The 15,269-nt window shown below is 36.1% G+C and carries 20 protein-coding genes and 1 other annotated feature; all 20 genes read right to left on the minus strand.

Annotated features, from left to right (window positions below; translation table 11 throughout):
• Positions 1-11: 11 nt before the first annotated feature.
• The 20 genes from obgE to pilM all read right to left on the minus strand — a co-directional run bounded on the left by obgE (position 12) and on the right by pilM (position 15,200).
• Positions 12-1,301: a GTPase ObgE gene (gene obgE, locus ACEPXG_RS11105; protein WP_391202149.1), complete on the minus strand. Its 1,290-nt coding sequence runs from the start codon at positions 1,299-1,301 to the stop codon at positions 12-14.
• Between the two features lie 5 nt (positions 1,302-1,306).
• On the minus strand, positions 1,307-1,840 hold the full coding sequence (locus ACEPXG_RS11110; RefSeq protein WP_391202152.1) for a Spo0B domain-containing protein: 534 nt from the start codon (positions 1,838-1,840) through the stop codon (positions 1,307-1,309).
• Between the two features lie 202 nt (positions 1,841-2,042).
• The gene (rpmA, locus tag ACEPXG_RS11115) at positions 2,043-2,333 is read right to left on the minus strand and encodes a 50S ribosomal protein L27 (RefSeq protein WP_090564003.1); all 291 of its coding nucleotides are present in this window, start codon (positions 2,331-2,333) and stop codon (positions 2,043-2,045) included.
• Positions 2,334-2,345: 12 nt separating this feature from the next.
• Positions 2,346-2,681, minus strand: a complete 336-nt coding sequence (locus ACEPXG_RS11120) for a ribosomal-processing cysteine protease Prp (RefSeq protein WP_391202156.1) — start codon at positions 2,679-2,681, stop codon at positions 2,346-2,348.
• Position 2,682: 1 nt separating this feature from the next.
• Entirely contained in the window at positions 2,683-2,991 is a 309-nt protein-coding gene (gene rplU, locus ACEPXG_RS11125; RefSeq protein ID WP_151700462.1) for a 50S ribosomal protein L21, read from the minus strand.
• 12 nt (positions 2,992-3,003) lie between these two features.
• Positions 3,004-3,083, minus strand: a sequence feature (ribosomal protein L21 leader region).
• A gap of 51 nt (positions 3,084-3,134) precedes the next feature.
• Positions 3,135-3,698 carry a site-2 protease family protein gene (locus ACEPXG_RS11130; RefSeq protein WP_391202159.1) on the minus strand — a complete coding sequence of 188 codons (564 nt, stop codon included), beginning with the start codon at positions 3,696-3,698 and terminating at the stop codon, positions 3,135-3,137.
• 25 nt (positions 3,699-3,723) lie between these two features.
• Positions 3,724-4,266, minus strand: a complete 543-nt coding sequence (locus ACEPXG_RS11135; protein ID WP_391202162.1) for a hypothetical protein — start codon at positions 4,264-4,266, stop codon at positions 3,724-3,726.
• 93 nt (positions 4,267-4,359) lie between these two features.
• The gene (gene minD, locus ACEPXG_RS11140) at positions 4,360-5,160 is read right to left on the minus strand and encodes a septum site-determining protein MinD (RefSeq protein WP_391202165.1); all 801 of its coding nucleotides are present in this window, start codon (positions 5,158-5,160) and stop codon (positions 4,360-4,362) included.
• Between the two features lies 1 nt (position 5,161).
• Positions 5,162-5,833 (minus strand): septum site-determining protein MinC, encoded by a 672-nt coding sequence (gene minC, locus ACEPXG_RS11145; RefSeq protein ID WP_391202168.1) that lies wholly within the window; start codon positions 5,831-5,833, stop codon positions 5,162-5,164.
• A gap of 36 nt (positions 5,834-5,869) precedes the next feature.
• A complete protein-coding gene (gene mreD / locus ACEPXG_RS11150; RefSeq protein WP_391202171.1) occupies positions 5,870-6,397 on the minus strand; it encodes a rod shape-determining protein MreD in 528 nt (175 codons plus the stop codon).
• Positions 6,394-7,296: a rod shape-determining protein MreC gene (gene mreC / locus ACEPXG_RS11155; RefSeq protein ID WP_391202174.1), complete on the minus strand. Its 903-nt coding sequence runs from the start codon at positions 7,294-7,296 to the stop codon at positions 6,394-6,396. Before mreC ends, mreD begins: the two co-directional genes overlap by 4 nt.
• A 13-nt stretch (positions 7,297-7,309) precedes the next feature.
• Complete coding sequence (locus tag ACEPXG_RS11160; protein WP_391202177.1) at positions 7,310-8,329, minus strand: rod shape-determining protein; 1,020 nt, start codon at positions 8,327-8,329, stop codon at positions 7,310-7,312.
• 96 nt (positions 8,330-8,425) lie between these two features.
• On the minus strand, positions 8,426-9,124 hold the full coding sequence (radC, locus tag ACEPXG_RS11165; protein WP_391202180.1) for a RadC family protein: 699 nt from the start codon (positions 9,122-9,124) through the stop codon (positions 8,426-8,428).
• On the minus strand, positions 9,121-9,723 hold the full coding sequence (locus ACEPXG_RS11170; protein WP_391202183.1) for a Maf family protein: 603 nt from the start codon (positions 9,721-9,723) through the stop codon (positions 9,121-9,123). The genes radC and ACEPXG_RS11170 overlap by 4 nt, the downstream gene beginning before the upstream one ends.
• 94 nt (positions 9,724-9,817) lie before the next feature.
• Entirely contained in the window at positions 9,818-10,462 is a 645-nt protein-coding gene (locus ACEPXG_RS11175; protein ID WP_391202186.1) for a hypothetical protein, read from the minus strand.
• 87 nt (positions 10,463-10,549) lie between these two features.
• Positions 10,550-11,305 (minus strand): prepilin peptidase, encoded by a 756-nt coding sequence (locus ACEPXG_RS11180; protein WP_391202189.1) that lies wholly within the window; start codon positions 11,303-11,305, stop codon positions 10,550-10,552.
• A gap of 11 nt (positions 11,306-11,316) precedes the next feature.
• On the minus strand, positions 11,317-12,876 hold the full coding sequence (locus ACEPXG_RS11185; RefSeq protein ID WP_391202192.1) for a diguanylate cyclase: 1,560 nt from the start codon (positions 12,874-12,876) through the stop codon (positions 11,317-11,319).
• Positions 12,877-12,952: 76 nt separating this feature from the next.
• Entirely contained in the window at positions 12,953-13,639 is a 687-nt protein-coding gene (gene pilO, locus ACEPXG_RS11190; RefSeq protein ID WP_391202195.1) for a type 4a pilus biogenesis protein PilO, read from the minus strand.
• A complete protein-coding gene (locus ACEPXG_RS11195) occupies positions 13,636-14,226 on the minus strand; it encodes a PilN domain-containing protein (RefSeq protein WP_391202198.1) in 591 nt (196 codons plus the stop codon). Before ACEPXG_RS11195 ends, pilO begins: the two co-directional genes overlap by 4 nt.
• Positions 14,226-15,200: a type IV pilus biogenesis protein PilM gene (pilM, locus tag ACEPXG_RS11200; protein WP_391202201.1), complete on the minus strand. Its 975-nt coding sequence runs from the start codon at positions 15,198-15,200 to the stop codon at positions 14,226-14,228. The genes ACEPXG_RS11195 and pilM overlap by 1 nt, the downstream gene beginning before the upstream one ends.
• Positions 15,201-15,269: the final 69 nt, after the last annotated feature.

Below are 15,269 nucleotides of genomic sequence, written 5' to 3' on the forward strand. Positions count from 1 at the left end.
TCCTCATTTCCCTATTCGATAAATTCAAACTCAAATTCTAATAGTCTTACAGTATCTCCATCCTTAGCACCACGTAAACGAAGTGCTTCATCGATTCCCATCCCTCTCAACTGTCTAGAGAATCTACGTATTGAGTCTTCACGGCTGAAGTCAGTCATTTTAAATAAACGTTCCACTGTTCCACCAGATAAAATAAATGATCCATCATCATCTCGTGAAATCGTGAAATCATCTTTTTTCGCTTCATGCTTGTACATAACAGAGGTTTCTGTTTCCTCTTCCACTAAATCTTCTAATGGGTATTCGGGAGCATCTTCTAACAAGTCGGCAATAGCAAAAAGTAAATCTTGTACTCCTTGTCGTGAAATTGCAGAAATTGAGAAGATTTTCACATCCGACCCAATCTTTTCGCGGAATACTTTTAAGTTTTCTTCTGATTCAGGCATGTCCATTTTATTTGCAACAATAAGTTGAGGTCTTTCTGTTAAACGTAGATTATATTGTTTTAGTTCGTCATTAATCGTCAAGTAGTCTTCATAAGGTTCTCGTCCTTCGAGTCCTGACATATCGATCATATGCACAATAACTCGTGTACGCTCAATATGACGCAAGAATTGATGACCTAGGCCAACTCCCTCATGTGCACCTTCGATTAATCCTGGTAAGTCTGCCATCGCAAAGCTTCGATGATCTTCCGTTTCGACCATTCCTAAATTAGGAACAATGGTTGTGAAATGATATGGAGCGATCTTTGGTTTCGCAGACGATACAACGGATAATAAAGTCGATTTCCCTACACTTGGAAATCCAACCAAACCAACATCAGCTAAAACTTTAAGTTCTAACGTAACATTTAACTCGAACCCTGGTTCACCTTTCTCAGAAAGCTCTGGTGCGGGATTGGCAGGAGTCGCAAAACGAGAATTCCCTCTACCGCCGCGTCCCCCTCTAGCTATTGCTGCTTTTTGACCATGTTCCACTAAGTCAGCTATAACTTGACCAGTTTCTTCATTCATTACAACAGTACCAGGAGGAACTTTTACGAATAAATCATCCGCATTTGCTCCGTGCATATTCTTACTACCGCCATGATCCCCACGGTTTGCTTTAAAAATTCGTTTATAGCGGAAATCCATTAACGTACGTAAACCTTCATCTACTACGAAAATAACATCTCCACCATTTCCACCGTCCCCACCTGCAGGACCGCCTAGAGGTACATACTTTTCGCGACGGAATCCAACCATACCATCTCCGCCGTCTCCACCTTTGACATACACTTTTACGTGATCAACAAACATTTATTTCACTCCAATCTCTCAGTTGCAATTAACTTAAATTTAATTCGGGATTCTGTGTTCATTTCTTTTTCCACACGAAGTAAGTCTGTAAAAGACTCATCAATCCAAGTATACGAAGCCCATTCTCCAACTAATTCTACCTGAACTTCTAATACATCATGGGAATATAGATGAACGTTTAATATCTGTTCTTGATATCCTTTCAGCAAAGGATACATTGTATCTATGAAACGTTTTAAATACTCTTGTAAAGGTGAATCGTATCGTTCCGCACCCCTTTTGAAGAGCGTTGTTTGAACTTCTAACGATACTTTATTGTAAGCCATACTGAACGTTTGTAGCCATTCATTTGTATTATACAAACCTATATTATTCACGTCGAAAAATTGGGTACATTTTTGTGAGTATGTGCGAATAAGATTTTTTGCCTCATCGTGTCTACCCATATCTAGATTCATTTGAATTAAATGTAGATTATTTAAAAAATCATGCATCGTATGACGCAATACTTCATTAATTGATATTTGTTTAGGCTCCATATTCGTTTACACACTCCGTATTAAACTGTCCTTTTTCAAGTATAACAGGTATAGACTTTTTTTTCTTGAGTGAAATAAGAGAAGTACGGAAGCTAGTGTCTTTATAGGGAAACTCTTGTAGAAAATTACTTGCTGTGTATACTTATAACTTTTCTTGAGAAAAGAAAAAGGACTGCATAAATGCAGTCCTTTTGTTTTTTGATTAAGCTTCTTGAGCTACAGGATATACACTTACTTTTTTCTTGTCGCGGCCGAAACGCTCAAAGCGCACTACACCGTCAACTTTCGCAAAAAGTGTGTCATCTCCACCACGTCCAACGTTTTCACCCGGATGAATTTTAGTACCGCGTTGGCGATATAAAATAGATCCGCCTGATACAAATTGTCCATCAGCACGTTTAGCGCCAAGACGTTTTGATTGAGAGTCACGACCATTACGAGTCGAACCTACTCCCTTTTTGGATGCGAAAAACTGAAGATTTAATTTTAACATATGTTCCACCTCCTACTGTTTGAAGGTTATTTTTATATACTTCCCATAATCTTGCTCAATCGTTTGTAAAGAAACAATCATCGCTTCTAAAATTAACTGCATGTGAGCAGCTTTTTCTGGATTTGATATACCTGGTACTTCGACGTATAAATAGCCTCCGTCACCTTTTTGCTTAATAATAGGAGTGATTTCTGTAAGTGCGATGATGGCATTAACTGCACCAAATGATACAGCAGAAGCACCTGCACATACTAAATCTTTTCCATATTCCGCAAAATCAGCATGTCCTTTCATTTCAAATGAATGAATAAGACCTGATTGATCTTTTGTTACAGTCACTTTAATCATCTTATAAACTAATAGATTCTACTACTAATTTTGTGTATGGTTGACGATGACCTTGTTTTTTATGATAGTTCTTTTTCGCTTTGTATTTGAAAACGATGATTTTTTTAGCTTTGCCATTTTTTACAACTTTCGCTGTAACTGTAGCACCTTCCACGAATGGAGCACCAACTTTAACATCATCTCCACCTACGAATAATACTTTGTCAAAAGTTACAACTTCATCAGCATTAGCATCTAATTTTTCAATGTAGATTTCTTGCCCTTGTTCAACTTTGATTTGTTTACCACCAGTTTCAATAATTGCGTACATACTTGCACCTCCTCTTAGACTAAGACTCGCCTTACAAAAGGTGACTCGATTACTCGAATACTTCAACCTTTTCAGAGCGGTTGTAACAACGGGTGCTGCTACAAACATTAACATTAGAATATTACCACGTACACAATAGCTAGTCAAGTATTTTTCGTTACATAGTCGAATGCTAGCTTGTACTTCCTAAATCTCCAATACGAATAATTTTGAAGCGCTAAAAATAAAAAGACAATTGTAACAGAAAGTGCTTTAGGAAAATAATATAAACTCACGCAGAAAATGAATACACTAAAAAAGAGAGAAAAACCAATCACTTCCACATATTTATCTGGTATAAATAGCAATAAAGCCCGTCCACCATCTAGCGGATAAACAGGAAGTAAATTAAAGCAAAAAATAATAACCTGGGTTACTACCATGATATTTTTCTGTGGAAGGTCAACTAAACTGAAAAAGACCAATAATAGAAACGTAAATAAAGGTCCAAATAATATTACTAAAAGTTGATCTGATTTCGTTTTTTTGGAAAACTGCTCCATTTTAATTTCACCACCATATGGTAAAATCGTGCAGGAGTTCACTTTTATTCCTATTAGTTTTGCTGCAAATAAGTGACCTAGTTCATGAAATAATAGAGAACCAAATAAAATGGAGTAAACAGCAATTTCTCCAGACAAGTAGAAGAAAAGAAAAAACGGAATCATGATGGGATGCACTTTGAAAACCTTTTTATTCATTTGTTACTGATAGCCACTCAATAAGTTCATTTGTATCCAAATTCTTCCCATCTTTTACTACTTTAATATACAGTAGCTCATTGTCCGCAGATGCAAATATATCTCCTGCATTAATCGTTGTATATGGTAATTGATGAAACTCCTTTACAAATCCAAACGTCACAGTTTCCCCAGTATCATATAAGATAGAAAGAGTCTTACCTGTCTTCTTAGTATATCCAGTAAATATGATAAAGCCATTTTCAGAAGCATAAAGATCTTGCGAATTATTAATCGATAAAATAGCTCCCTCCAACAAAGGCTGAATCGATTTATACTCGATCAAAGGAGGAGTTGCAATAGGTGCACTTACACTAATAAGTTCATCCGGTTTTATCCACTCGACTACTCTCTTAAAAATGGCACTTGGTTTTTGAAGTTCTAAAAGAGATGTGGCGTAACTAGTCGATAATACATCATTATTTTCAAATTTATTCAACATGAAAAATAACATTACAAATACAAATGCAAACATCCATTTTTTTTTCGAAAGCATAACATTCCCCCTACTAGATATATGTATGAAATAGGAGGCAATTTAATGAAAAAAATAAACCGATTACCAAATAATATGGTAACCGGCTCGCATTTATTTCGCAAAAATAGATTTGATTTTAGACATAACACCTTTTTTTGGCATGTCCATTGACATTAAAGGTACAGACTCACCTAAAATGCGACGCGCAATATTACGGTAACCAAGTGCAGCTCTATTCGAGGGATCCATGACAACTGGTTCTCCCTTATTCGAAGAAGTAATAACACTTTCATCATCCGCTACAATTCCCAATAAATCAATCGATAAATGAGTCGTTATTTCATTTATATCTAGCGCTTCGCCTTTATTCATTAAATGCTGGCGAATACGATTAATGATCAATTTTGGTGGGTCGATCGCTTCTTCTTGCTCCAGTAACCCAATTATACGGTCTGCATCGCGAACTGCCGAGATTTCAGGAGTTGTGACAACAATTGCTTTGTCTGCTCCTGCGATTGCGTTTTTATACCCTTGCTCGATACCAGCAGGACAGTCAATTAACACATAATCATAGTCCCGTTTTAACTCGGTCACAAGCTCTTTCATTTGCTCTGGATTTACTGCATTTTTATCAGTTGTTTGAGCAGCGGGTAATAAAAATAATCGATCCTCAAAACGCTTATCTTTTACTAGCGCTTGATGCACTTTACAACGTCCTTCTATGACATCTACTAAATCATAAATAATTCTATTTTCAAGACCTAGCACGACGTCTAAGTTCCTCAAACCGATATCAGTGTCCATTAAACAAACTTTTTTCCCTTGAAGAGCCAATGCAGTTCCAAGGTTTGCAGTTGTCGTCGTTTTACCGACTCCACCTTTCCCAGAAGTTATTACGATTGCTTCTCCCACATTAGCTTCCTCCTTTAAATGTTGATAGATTCGGTCTTATTAATCGAAGCTCTTGCAATCGATCAATTACTATAAAACCATTTGCATGTAAATAAGCACATTCCATCTCAGGATGTTCAGATAATATAGTTAACTCATCTGTCATTGTTTCTACGACATTATCTATGATCAAATGAGTAGCTTCTAACCAGGAAGCTGCAATAACTGCATCTCTCTTTCCATTAGATCCAGCATGCGCAATTCCTTTTAAACGTCCTAATACAAATACATTACCACCTGCAACCACTCGACCATTGGGATTAACATCTCCAATAACAACTAAATCACCTAATGCGGTAATTACTTGGCCAGATCGTACAATCCCTACATAAGTTTCCGATTGATTTTCTAACAATCTTTTATTGCATTCTTCTACAGTCATTACTTCACTTTGAATTTTCGCTACTCGAAGATGTTCTGTTTGTTGAACACAGTTAATAATTTCTTTCGCTTGTTCATCATTGCAATATCGATTTCCTAGTTGTAAAAGTACCTCAGCTTGACCTTCAAAACCTTCATCAGAAACCTTCTTTGCTAATTCTTCTAAAAGCTCTGTATATGAACACTGATCGTCTAGGCGTAATACAAGGCCCTCTTTCGTTCCTTTAATAGATATTAACTGCTTTTTCGTCAATCAAGTCACCTCAGATCCACCATTTAAACATGCACATTACTTTTGTAGTAATAATGTTTTTTGTTTAAATCGATTTAGAAGAATATATTTAAAAACCCACCCGAACATCACGATAAAGACTAAGTTCCCAATCATCGTTGGTAACAGATTATGCTGTAAAAATTCTGTGAATGTCATGCTTTTTATCCCTATAAAAGTATAAAATAAATACAATAATAACTCTACAACCGTCACTAAAATTAGCGTTAAACACGTTGCTACAACTAAATGTTGATGTACATATTTAGCAATGAAACTAGCAACTAAACACATAAGAGGATAAATAAAAGAATATAATCCAATAATATCAATGAAAAACACATCATACAAGAGTCCAAAAAATATTGCATAGATCATAGCGCGTTTTCGGTCATAATAGATAGAGACAAATATTAAATACATGATTAAAAAACGAGGAACTAAAATATAGAAATCGTTATTGAGTTCAATAGGAGAAAAAAGTCCAAAAATCGGTTCCATATAAAATAATAGAACCGAAATGATAATTACTAATAAACGAATCATGAGCCGTCACCCGCACCTTTTGTTAAATCTTTCTCTGTATTTTTCCCATCCGTTCCATCTATTACAGAAATGGAACGTTTCGAAATAATAACATGATCCAAAATGGAGAAACTGGCTGCTGGTTTTACATAGGCAAGTTTTGTTAAGCCATAGTCATCCGTAGTCACTTCCGTAACTTCTCCGATTAAAATACCTTTTGGAAAAATTCCACCTAAACCAGATGTAGTAACTTTTTGTCCTTTTTTCACTTCAAACTCGGAGTCAATTCGCTTTAATATAAGCTCTTTTCGTTTTTCATCATATCCTTCGATTAATCCAAATACTTCTTCTTTACCTGCAATAACGGCGGATACCCTGTAATTCGGATTTTGTGTAGACAAAAGTTCTACAGTAGATGTATATGGTGTAGTTAACGTTACTTTCCCAATTAGACCTTGCGCAGTCATAACTGCCATATTAACTTTTACCCCGTGAATCTTTCCTTTATCAATCATGATCTTTTCTTCCCACTGGTCAGGATTTCTAGCAATAACAGTAGATTGAATTGGATCATATGCACGAAGGTCTTCTTTTATATCTACAATTTTTCGTAATTCCTTGTTTTGTATTTCTAAATCATTTACATCTGCTTGTAAGGTCGCATAATCTTCTAATCTAGCTTTTAATCGTTTATTTTCATCATATGTATTAAGCAATGATTCAACATTGTTAAAAACTCCAGTTACATAGTGTGTCGGCTTTGAAAATATAGATTGCCCAAAGCCGACCACGTCTTTAACTAGTTGTTCAGGAACAGATGCATGATCACGATCTCGTAACGAAAAGCTGATGAGTGCCACAAGAAAAATCATTCCTACAAGCAGCAATATTAATCGCTTATTTGAAAAAAACTGTGGCATATCTCACTACCCCTTAATATCTCGTTTGTTGTCGTTTCAATAAGTCCATATGATCTAGTGCTTTCCCAGTACCAAAAGCGACACAATCTAATGGATTTTCTGCAATAAATACGGGCATATTCGTTTGATAACTAATAACTTTATCTAAATTTTTAAGTAGTGCTCCACCGCCGGTAAGCATGATTCCACGTTCCATTACATCTGCTGATAGTTCTGGAGGTGTTTGCTCAAGCGTTTTCTTTACACCATCAATAATGGCAGAAATAGATTCACGAAGTGCATTAGCAATTTCTTTTGAAGATATTTCAATCGTTTTCGGTAAGCCAGTAACTAGATCTCGTCCACGAATATCCATCTGATCTTCTGTATCCATTACTCTCGCCGATCCAATTTCAATTTTAATCGCTTCCGCAGTACGTTCACCAATTGTTAGATTATACGTTTTACGAACATAACTAGTAATCGCTTGATCCATCGCGTCGCCGCCTACTCGAACAGACTCACTTGTCACAATTCCACCAAGTGAAATTACTGCTACTTCTGTCGTACCTCCACCTATATCAACGACCATACTACCAGTAGGTTCCCAAACAGGTAAATTTGCACCGATTGCTGCAGCAAATGGTTCTTCGATAGTTACTGCATCGCGAGCTCCAGCTTGTTTCGCTGCATCAATAACTGCACGTTGCTCTACAGAAGTAATGCCAAACGGGACACAAATCATCACATTTGGTTTGCTCCATGACATTCCTGCTGCTTTCATTGCATTTTTTAAATAATATTCGATCATTGCAGATGTTGTATCAAAATCCGCAATTACGCCATCTTTCATTGGACGAATCGCTACGATAGAACCCGGTGTACGTCCAATCATATTTTTTGCATCATTACCTACCGCAACAATGGATCTATTTTGTACGTTTTTAGCAACTACAGAAGGTTCTCTTAAAACAATACCTTTACCTTTGATAAATACCAGCGTATTCGCTGTTCCTAAATCGATTCCTACATCTCTTGATCCAAATCCAAACACTATTTTTTACTCCCTTTCCATCTAACGCAAGTTTCTCTAAGTTATTTTTAAAGTCATAACTCACATTATAACGGATAGAACGGAAAATGCACAGTGTCACATGTACCCCTTTTCTTTCAAACTAATAAATTGGTGATCACCGATGATGACATGATCTAATAATTCTATCCCCATAAGCTGTCCTGCTTCTAATAATCGTTTGGTTACATCAATATCTTCGGGTGAAGGTGCGGGATTTCCGGATGGATGGTTATGCGCGCAAATGATAGAAGCTGCTGAACGTTTCACAGCTTCGCGGAAGATTTCGCGTGGATGAACGATGGATGCATTTAGGGATCCGATAAAAATAGTTTGTTTGTGGAGTATTTGATTCTTTACGTTTAAAAATAGAACAACAAAATGTTCTTGTTTCAAAGAAGTCATATCGGGCATTAAATAAGTTGCGGCATCTTTTGGAGATCTTATCGTAAACTTATCATCCGTTTGTTGCTGGGATAATCTTCTTCCCAATTCAACAGCGGCTAATAGTTGGACAGCTTTTGCTTCCCCTATGCCTTTCACAGACATCATTTCTTCTATAGTGGCATTTTTTAATTCTTGAATTTGTTCAAAAAAAGATAGGACACGATTAGCTAGATGAAGAACAGACTCTTGCTTCGTACCAGTACGAAGCAAGATAGCTATCAATTCTTGGTTTGACAAGCTTTCAGCACCTTGTCTTATTAATCTTTCACGGGGACGATCTGCTAAATGCACATCACGAATCATTAAAGAAGGTGGCAAATTCACGTTCATTTGGATTTCTCCTTAGCAAATTCGATTACCTCTAAAGTAACTAGCGTTCGATACAACCGACTTATAGGTAGCCCTACTACATTGTTATAATCACCTTGAATCTTTTCAACAAATAGTCCACCCATCGTTTGTATACCATAGCCACCTGCTTTGTCTAATGGATCACCAGATTCCACATAAGCATCGATTTCCGCAATGGAAAGCTCATAAAATTTCACTAAAGTAGATTCTGCGAAAGCGATACTAATACCAGGTCCTAATATAGTAACACCTGTAATAACGTTATGAACTTTCCCAGATAGTAATTTCATAAACTTTTTGGCTTGAGCATTGCTCGTGGGTTTAGATAATAACGCTTTTCCAATACGAACAGTCGTATCAGCAGCAATGACAATCGCATCAGGATTTTTTTGGAAAACTTCAGTAGCTTTTAAATCTGCTATTGCAATCGCCATTTGCTCGGGATCATAGACTCCCTCTAATTCTTCCACAACTCCAGATGGTTGTACTTCAAATGGAATACCTAAACTACTAAAAAGTTCTTTTCTTCTTGGTGACTCACTTGCTAGAATAATTTTTTTGTCTGTTATAAGTTTCATATGAATTCCTCCTTTACAATAGAATACAAAAGAATTGTAAAAATGGAAATTGTGCGAGAAGTGAGTACAACTTCATTTTGGCATCATTTTACTATCAGAAACTCAATTTTAAGCAATCATTTTGTTCCAAATAATGAGTCAAAATTAATAATCGAATAACGGCAGAATCATCCGTAAACGTTGATATTGCAGCAACAATACCCACCAAGTCATCTGGATATTCTTCTTTTTTTTCAAGGGCATCAAAATAATTTTTTGATAGTTTATCTTCTTGTAATAGATTGATAATATTTTTCGTTTTGGGATCTTCACAACCCTTCGTGGAAATAGATAAAGGTTTAATGAAAGTAGGTAAACTTTCATTTTCTGAAACACTCACTTCATTTACAAATAACTTACTCCACACGTAATATTGATCATTCACATTAACAATGCTCGCTTTTTGAAGGCTAGGCTGTTCACTTATAAAGTCAAACGCGCTATCTTTTGTCGTAAACATGCCATATTGTTTCGCTTTGAATGGAAGGGCAACATCTGCACTTACTTCTATTTTATCTATTTCACCTATTTTTTCTTCCGCCACTGGAGGTGTTGAAACTTGTTCGGGATCTGCTACTTTCTTTTCATTCGATAAACTTAGTATAAATCCAAAAAGTAAAACGCCAACAATACCTATCACTAACCCTTGTATTCCCGCTAATATTACTTTATTCCTTGAATTCCGTCTTCTAATTGGCATAACTTCACCTCTTTTACTCACAACCTTAACACGCGGAAAATAAAAAAAGACGAGACCTATGTCGGCTCGTCCATAAAATTTATCGAGTTAAAAAAACAAATTTACATACCAATCGACAAGCACTTGTCCATAAAAATAGGAAAAAACTGCTGCTACAGCAATCGATGGCCCAAATGGTATAGGGGTTTTACGACCTTTCTTAGCAATCTTCAAAGAAATAACACCTATAATAGCTCCAATGAAAGACGCCAAAAATAGAGTCACTAAAGTCTGCGTTACACCTAAAACAATCCCGATGACAAAAAATAACTTAATATCCCCGCCACCCATTCCGCCTTTCGACAACACTGCAATCAAAAATAACACCCCAAACCCGATAACCGCTCCGATTATACTGTCCCACCAAGGAGCTAAAGGAGATAAAAACCTTGCAGCAATTAAAGGAACTAAAAAGAATAATAAAATCTTATCCGGAATGAGCATAAACGCGATATCCGATACCGTAATAATCACAAGCAAGGATATAAATAAAATAGCTACGATCAGTTCTTTTGAAAATCCAAGTTGGACAAATGCAAAAGCAAATAATATACCCGTTGAAAGCTCCATCACAGGATACATCCAATGAATCTTCGTCCCACAACCACGACATTTCCCTCGTAAAAACAGATAGGAAAAAACAGGCACTAAATCTAGCAACGTCAAATTCCGATCACAGACTTTACAATGCGAAGGAGGATGAACAATCGATTCCCCTTTCGGAACGCGTAATCCTACCACGTTGAAAAACGAACCGAATACAAGCCCATATATAAAAACAATAACAATTAGTGCAATCTCCATGTATAAACACCTTATTTCATACTTTTTAAACTCTTTTTATCTTCATACATATCCAAATCTGCTTCATGGAATAAATCCTCAAATGTAAGCGCTTGATCAGGATAAAATGCCATTCCAATACTTGGCTCGATTTGAACAACTATATCCTTTGTTTCAAATCGATTTGCCGCAAACAAAGAGCGCAAACGAAGTACCCACTCAAAAAACGATTCTCTAGAAGGGAATTCTTGTAAAAACAACACAAACTCGTCTCCTCCAAAGCGTGCAACTAAATCATTTTTTCGTACTGCCTGCTTTAATATATCCGCAGTATGCTGAAGTACTTGATCACCAATACTATGTCCAAATTTGTCATTCACTTCTTTAAAATGATTTAAATCGAGTAAAACTAGCACAGCTGAGTTATTTGGACTATTCGACAGTTCCACTAATCGCTTACTGACTTTCGTCACAAAAAATGCTCGATTGTTTAGATTAGTTAACACATCATAATATGCCATATGCATAATAATTTTTTCTTTTTCTACGTCATCCGTTACATCTCGCCACATTAAATAGTAAATTTTATCCTCACCAGTAAAAACAATCGAGGCATCAATTGAAAGATGAATGATTCCGTCCTTATGCAAAGGCTCAAATGACATCCTATAATCATGAATTACTTCATTTTCCTGAAGAACAAAAGCAAGCTTCCTTAGTAGCTTTTGATTGTTCTTCGTTTGAACAAAACTCATCATATTGGTAGTTGATTTGTCATTTATACGTAACATCTGCTTCGCGTGCTCATTCACCTCCAAAATATCCCACTTACTATTTACAGCCATGATAGAATTTGGACTCAAATCAAATAATGTCTCATAACGTCTCGATACATTTGGCAATAAGTTAAATCGCAAAACGGAAATAGTTAAGAAAACAGAAAAAATGAGCCCTTCGTATAAATACGGGTAAGGCGGAAGAACTTCTCCATAGTTCGGATATCCTAAAGCAATATTTAACGCTAATATCACACAAGTGCACAACATAAAAAAGCGAAGTGTCTTTTTGTGTTGCACGAACTGTACTTTACGATAACCGACCACAATGATGAGCAGCATAAACACGATAAAAATATTGGATACCGTCATTGTCGTATAATATTGGGCATTGAACACAGGTGCATACCAAATACCTTCCACATGGTACTGTGTGTTCGAAATTAAATTATGATCAAATAATAGAAAAGCGATTACTACGAAGAATGGAACATAAAAAAGAAAAGGATAAATACTTTTCCCACCCCTTTTGTGTAAAAGGGCAACATGCATATACAGATGAAAAGTGATACCTACAATTAGCAAACCTAAATTTCCAAAAAACAGTTTTGACATAATTGCACTTAACTCAATCGGTAATAAGTGCCTGAAAAACTCTTCAAAGAATAGTAGACTATATAAAAACACGATAGATGCAACTAATCTGTTCTCTAGTCTTTTCGGATGCTGTGAAATAACGACACAAGCCATCCCAAATAAATAAAGGGTTGGAAGGATATATGTGCATAGATAAATGCTTAATTGACCAATCGGCATACGCTTTGTCCCTACCTTTAAAGTCCCTTAAATAGTATGATACCAACAAAAGAAAAACGAGTAAACAACCTAAAGTCTACTCGCCATCATAATAGAACGTGGTCAATTGAATTTCAGCAGAAATTGTTTCTTCCGATTCCATTTCAGTTTGTTGTTCCTCACCTGGAACCGAGAACTTTATTTGATCGACACGGACGATTCGTTCTAAATTTTCAAGTTCTTTCATAAAGGAATTTAAATGTTCGTAATCCTTCGTTAACACAGAAATATTTAAAGTAATTAACTTTAATTGAGCAGGAAGCACAATATTAGCTACTGGAGAAACAGGTGTTTCAATAGCCATATTTTCTTCTGTCGTTTCTGTAGCATCCGTATGTGCATTTTCTTCCGTTTTAATTGGTACAAGGGTAGATTCAGCCACACTCTCATCATAGTTATTAAAGTTAATCGATTCAATTTTAGATTCGCTAATAAGCTCTACTTGTTCGATCGAACGGATTAACTCCTCTAGAGCACGAGTCGCTGGTACTTTTTTTTGTAAAGCAAAACTATTTTCCATCACATCTGTTTCTATAACTGGTGGGACTAATTGTGTTTGCAACACTGCAATTTCATTTCGAACATTACTAATCCCTATTTCTCTTGAATTTTTTTCTTCGTTTAATGGATAAACAAAGTAATAATAGATTGCCCCAAGAACCACCACAAGTAAGGCTATTATTAAGAAGAAACCCGTCTTCTTATTACTGACTAAATCATTCATCGACGGGCACCTCCTTTACTTAAATACGTTTGATCGATGGAGAAATTAAGGGTTGCAGAATAACGAGCTTGAACATCAAAGTCAGTTCCTTTCGCTTCTTCCGCATTGCCTACTGGCTCAAATGTTGAAATTTGCTCTACTTTCACATCCGCAAAATACGAACTATTTAATGACTTTTCAATAAAAATGGATACATCATTCATTGTCTCAAAATCAGCAGAAAGGATAACACCTGTTTCATCAAATTGATAGTCACGTAAATACGTGTTATCAACTAACAAAGATTGTACTTCATCCATTAAGGGACTCACAGGATAGGAAACACCCTCTACAAAATCAACGGAGGAAGATAGACTTCCTTGATCTTCCGTTTGATTAGTAGAAGAAACTTGAGCATTTAGCACATCCCTTTCTGCTGCTAATTGGGTTTCCTCCGTATCTAATGCGTTAATATCTTTTTTAAATGAAAATAACTGCATACTAATGAATAGAATAAGTACAACAAATAAAATCACACCTAATATTAGGAAGAGATTATTAGACTTTCTTCTCTCCATTTTGGGCAATAAGTTAATCTCTGGAACCATTAAAAGGCCTCCTTAAGAACAAGTCCAAGAAGTGGCACATGCTTAGCTTTAAAATTAGGATAGAAAGCTCGAATCATTGCATCATCAATATACTGAATGGGTGTTCCATAATTTGCACGCATTTCGGAAGTTATATAGTCTATATCAGGAGAATCTCCTAAAATAATGATTTCATCCACTGCTTTTTCCCCTTTATATAAAGAGAATCGATAAAAATTTAGGATTCGATCGATTTCAGCAATTTGATCGATTAACTGGCTACGATACTCTTCTATTTCGCCTTCATAAAAAAACAACACATCTTTCTCATTTTCCTGACGTGATTGCCATTTTTGTAGAGGACTATCTATCGCTTGGTAACGAAGAAATTCAAGTTTTCCAGGGGTATAAATACTAATAGATACTCCATTAATCGACCAATCCGTGATTAAATAGCTTTTATCAGCAACAAAGGTATTCGTTTTTTCCAAGAAGCGAATGGTGGATAACGTACGGACATCGGAAATCGTTGGATGCAAAGACAGATCGTCTAATAATCCACCCATTTTAATAATTTCTTCCGAAGGAGCTGCAAATAGAGTTGCTTCCCCATCATTCGGTTTTTCATCGTAAACATCAATTAATGGTTGAGAAAATGGCAGATGTATTGTTCGTCCAAGCTCCATCTCCACATATCCTTTTAGCTTGGATGAGGTTAGTTCCTTAGGGTGCTCAAAAGTTTTCATCATGACAGAACTGTCTGGCACAAAAAATCGCACATCGTACCGTTTGATGCCCCATTCTTTGATAAGGTATTTCAATATATCGTATAAATCCATTTCATCCCGAATTACGTCGCCATCCATAATCCCAGCTTGAAGCGGTTGTTCATATAAGGTTGCTTGGTTGATATCTGGACTATCCAGTACAATAGCCCGGATAATATATGCATTCACTTCTAACGCAATAAAACGCTTCTTTTTACTTTTGAACAAACTCGTTACCCCCAATAACTATCTTTCTATTTATATAAATGTCTTAATTTCACGTTTCGGAAAACGATT

It is taken from the genome of Psychrobacillus sp. L4 (genome assembly GCF_042944905.1).
GTDB lineage: Bacteria > Bacillota > Bacilli > Bacillales_A > Planococcaceae > Psychrobacillus.

Excerpts from the sequence above, each read along its gene's own strand:
- ACEPXG_RS11185 (WP_391202192.1), bottom strand. The coding sequence starts at position 12,876 with ATGCCGATTGGTCAATTAAGCATTTATCTATGCACATATATCCTTCCA.
- ACEPXG_RS11180 (WP_391202189.1), bottom strand. The coding sequence starts at position 11,305 with ATGGAGATTGCACTAATTGTTATTGTTTTTATATATGGGCTTGTATTC.
- mreC (WP_391202174.1), bottom strand. The coding sequence starts at position 7,296 with ATGCCACAGTTTTTTTCAAATAAGCGATTAATATTGCTGCTTGTAGGA.
- ACEPXG_RS11195 (WP_391202198.1), bottom strand. The coding sequence starts at position 14,226 with ATGGTTCCAGAGATTAACTTATTGCCCAAAATGGAGAGAAGAAAGTCT.
- ACEPXG_RS11110 (WP_391202152.1), bottom strand. The coding sequence starts at position 1,840 with ATGGAGCCTAAACAAATATCAATTAATGAAGTATTGCGTCATACGATG.
- ACEPXG_RS11130 (WP_391202159.1), bottom strand. The coding sequence starts at position 3,698 with ATGATTCCGTTTTTTCTTTTCTTCTACTTGTCTGGAGAAATTGCTGTT.
- rplU (WP_151700462.1), bottom strand. The coding sequence starts at position 2,991 with ATGTACGCAATTATTGAAACTGGTGGTAAACAAATCAAAGTTGAACAA.
- obgE (WP_391202149.1), bottom strand. The coding sequence starts at position 1,301 with ATGTTTGTTGATCACGTAAAAGTGTATGTCAAAGGTGGAGACGGCGGA.
- pilO (WP_391202195.1), bottom strand. The coding sequence starts at position 13,639 with ATGAATGATTTAGTCAGTAATAAGAAGACGGGTTTCTTCTTAATAATA.
- radC (WP_391202180.1), bottom strand. The coding sequence starts at position 9,124 with ATGAACGTGAATTTGCCACCTTCTTTAATGATTCGTGATGTGCATTTA.
- ACEPXG_RS11170 (WP_391202183.1), bottom strand. The coding sequence starts at position 9,723 with ATGAAACTTATAACAGACAAAAAAATTATTCTAGCAAGTGAGTCACCA.
- ACEPXG_RS11135 (WP_391202162.1), bottom strand. The coding sequence starts at position 4,266 with ATGCTTTCGAAAAAAAAATGGATGTTTGCATTTGTATTTGTAATGTTA.
- ACEPXG_RS11175 (WP_391202186.1), bottom strand. The coding sequence starts at position 10,462 with ATGCCAATTAGAAGACGGAATTCAAGGAATAAAGTAATATTAGCGGGA.
- rpmA (WP_090564003.1), bottom strand. The coding sequence starts at position 2,333 with ATGTTAAAATTAAATCTTCAGTTTTTCGCATCCAAAAAGGGAGTAGGT.
- mreD (WP_391202171.1), bottom strand. The coding sequence starts at position 6,397 with ATGATTCGTTTATTAGTAATTATCATTTCGGTTCTATTATTTTATATG.
- ACEPXG_RS11120 (WP_391202156.1), bottom strand. The coding sequence starts at position 2,681 with ATGATTAAAGTGACTGTAACAAAAGATCAATCAGGTCTTATTCATTCA.